Annotated in this window: 2 protein-coding genes; both read left to right on the forward strand. The window is 58.9% G+C overall.

The genetic code is table 11. The features are described 5' to 3' along the window. Positions 1 to 85: 85 nt before the first annotated feature. Entirely contained in the window at positions 86 to 1,612 is a 1,527-nt protein-coding gene (gene istA, locus BLR31_RS21255) for an IS21 family transposase (protein WP_090600538.1), read from the forward strand. Then, positions 1,602 to 2,384, forward strand: coding sequence for an IS21-like element helper ATPase IstB (gene istB / locus BLR31_RS21260; protein ID WP_090600540.1), 783 nt, complete (start codon positions 1,602 to 1,604; stop codon positions 2,382 to 2,384). The genes istA and istB overlap by 11 nt, the downstream gene beginning before the upstream one ends. The last annotated feature ends 50 nt before the right edge of the window (positions 2,385 to 2,434 follow it).

Raw genomic sequence — 2,434 nt, forward strand, 5'->3', positions numbered from 1 at the left:
TACTGAGGGATTTTTCCACTGAGATTTGACCCATGTTTGAACGCTATCCTGCTCGTTTTGGGCAGGAGATTGAGGAGTGTTGGACATGGCGTTTTTGAGCGTTATCCGGCGCTGGCATTTCCGGGACGGGTTTTCGATCCGGGAGATTTCGCGGCGCACAGGTCTGTCCCGTAATACTATTCGCAAATATCTTCGGTCCGATACGGTTGAGCCGAAGTTCAAGGTGCCCGAGCGGCCGAGCAAGATCGATCCGTTTGCCGAGAAGCTGTCAGGCTGGCTGAAGGCTGAGAGTCGCAAGCCGCGCAAACAGCGGCGCACGGTCAAGCAGATCCATGCCGATCTGGTCAGTCTTGGCTTTGAAGGTTCCTATGGTCGGGTGGCGGTTTTTGCCCGGCGCTGGAAAGAGGATTTCCAGCGCCAGCAGAACACCACCGGCCGTGGCGTTTTCGTTCCCCTGGCTTTCGAGCCGGGCGAAGCCTTCCAGTTTGATTGGAGTGAGGACTGGGCGCTGATCGGGGGCGAGCGGGTCAAGCTGCAGATCGCGCACTTCAAGCTCTGCTACAGCCGGGCCTTTGCGGTAAGGGCCTATCTGCTCCAGACCCACGAGATGCTGTTTGATGCCCATAATCACGCCTTCCGCGTGCTGGGCGGAATCCCGCGTCGGGGCATTTATGACAATATGCGCACGGCGGTCGACAAGGTCGGGCGTGGCAAGGCCCGGCAGGTCAATGCCCGGTTCTCGGCCATGGCCAGTCACTTTGTGTTCGAGCCCGAGTTCTGCAATCCCGCTGCGGGCTGGGAGAAGGGGTTGGTGGAAAAGAACGTGCTTGATATGCGGCACCGGCTTTTCCAGCCCTTGCCACGTGCAAACTCGCTCGATGAGTTGAACATCTGGCTGGAGCGACGGTGCAAGGCCCTATGGGAAGAGATTGCCCATGGCGTCGAGCCGGGCACCATTGCCGATGCCTGGAGGGTCGAGTCCCAGTTTCTCATGGCTGTGCCGCGCGCTTTTGACGGGTTCGTCGAACACACCAAGCGGGTCTCGCCCACCTGTCTGATCCACCTGGAGCGCAATCGCTACAGTGTGCCGGCTTCTTTCGCCAACAGGCCGGTCAGCGTCAGGGTCTATCCGGACCGCATTGTCGTTGTCGCGGAAGGCCAAGCGATCTGTGAGCACTTGCGGATCATCGACCGCCATCATGGAACCGGGCATACTGTTTACGACTGGCGCCACTATCTGGCCGTGCTCCAGCGCAAGCCTGGTGCCTTGCGCAATGGTGCGCCCTTTGCCGATATGCCCGATGGATTCCGGCAGTTACAGAGCCATCTTCTAAGCAAACCCGGGGGCGATCGCGAGATGGTCGATATCCTGGCCCTGGTTCTTCACCATGACGAACAGGCAGTGCTCACGGCGGTCGAGATGGCACTGGAGGCCGGAGTGCCCACCAAAACCCATGTCCTCAACCTTCTGCACAGGCTCGTTGATGGCAAATCGGCCGTGATCGCGCCGGTTCAGGCGCCACAAGCCCTTGCCCTGGGCCAGGAACCGCAGGCCAATGTGGAACGCTACGATACACTGCGCGGGGACAAGGAGGTGCGCCATGCGTCATGATCCGGCAAGCGCAGCTTTGGTCATCATGCTCAAGAGCCTCAAGATGACGGGCATGGCCCAGGCCATCAGCGAACTCACTGAACAGGGGTCTCCGGCCTTCCAGGCAGCCGTTCCGGTTCTCTCCCAATTGCTCAAGGCCGAGATGGCCGAACGCGAGACACGATCGATCGCCTATCAGCTCAAGGTTGCACGCTTTCCAACCTATAAGGACCTGGCCGGCTTTGATTTTGCCAGCAGCGAGATCAATGAGGCCCTGGTGCGCCAGCTCCATTCCGGTGCCTTCATCGAAAAGAGCGACAACGTCGTTTTGGTAGGGGGACCGGGAACCGGCAAAACCCACATCGCCACAGCCCTGGGCATCCAAGCCATTGAGCATCACCGCAAGAGAGTGCGCTTTTTCTCGACCGTTGAACTGGTCAATGCGCTGGAACAGGAAAAGGCTCAGGGCAAGGCCGGGCAGATCGCAAATCGGCTCGTCCATTCCGACCTGGTCATTCTCGACGAGCTTGGATACCTGCCCTTCAGCGCATCAGGAGGGGCATTGCTCTTCCACCTGCTGAGCAAACTCTATGAGCGCACCAGCGTCATCATCACCACCAATCTCAGCTTTGCCGAGTGGGCCAGCGTGTTTGGAGACGCCAAGATGACAACCGCGCTGCTCGATCGGCTCACCCATCACTGCCATATCCTCGAAACCGGAAACGACAGCTTCCGGTTCAGGAACAGTTCGGCCCAGGCCACAAAAACCAAAAAGGAGAAAGCACCGACTTGACCATCTGACCAAACCCAAATCATATCCATGAGGCGGGTCAATTCTCGGTG

It is taken from the genome of Pelagibacterium luteolum (genome assembly GCF_900100665.1).
Lineage (GTDB): Bacteria > Pseudomonadota > Alphaproteobacteria > Rhizobiales > Devosiaceae > Pelagibacterium > Pelagibacterium luteolum.

Coding starts and splice junctions, on each gene's coding strand:
- istA (WP_090600538.1), top strand. CDS start 86: ATGGCGTTTTTGAGCGTTATCCGGCGCTGGCATTTCCGGGACGGGTTT.
- istB (WP_090600540.1), top strand. CDS start 1,602: ATGCGTCATGATCCGGCAAGCGCAGCTTTGGTCATCATGCTCAAGAGC.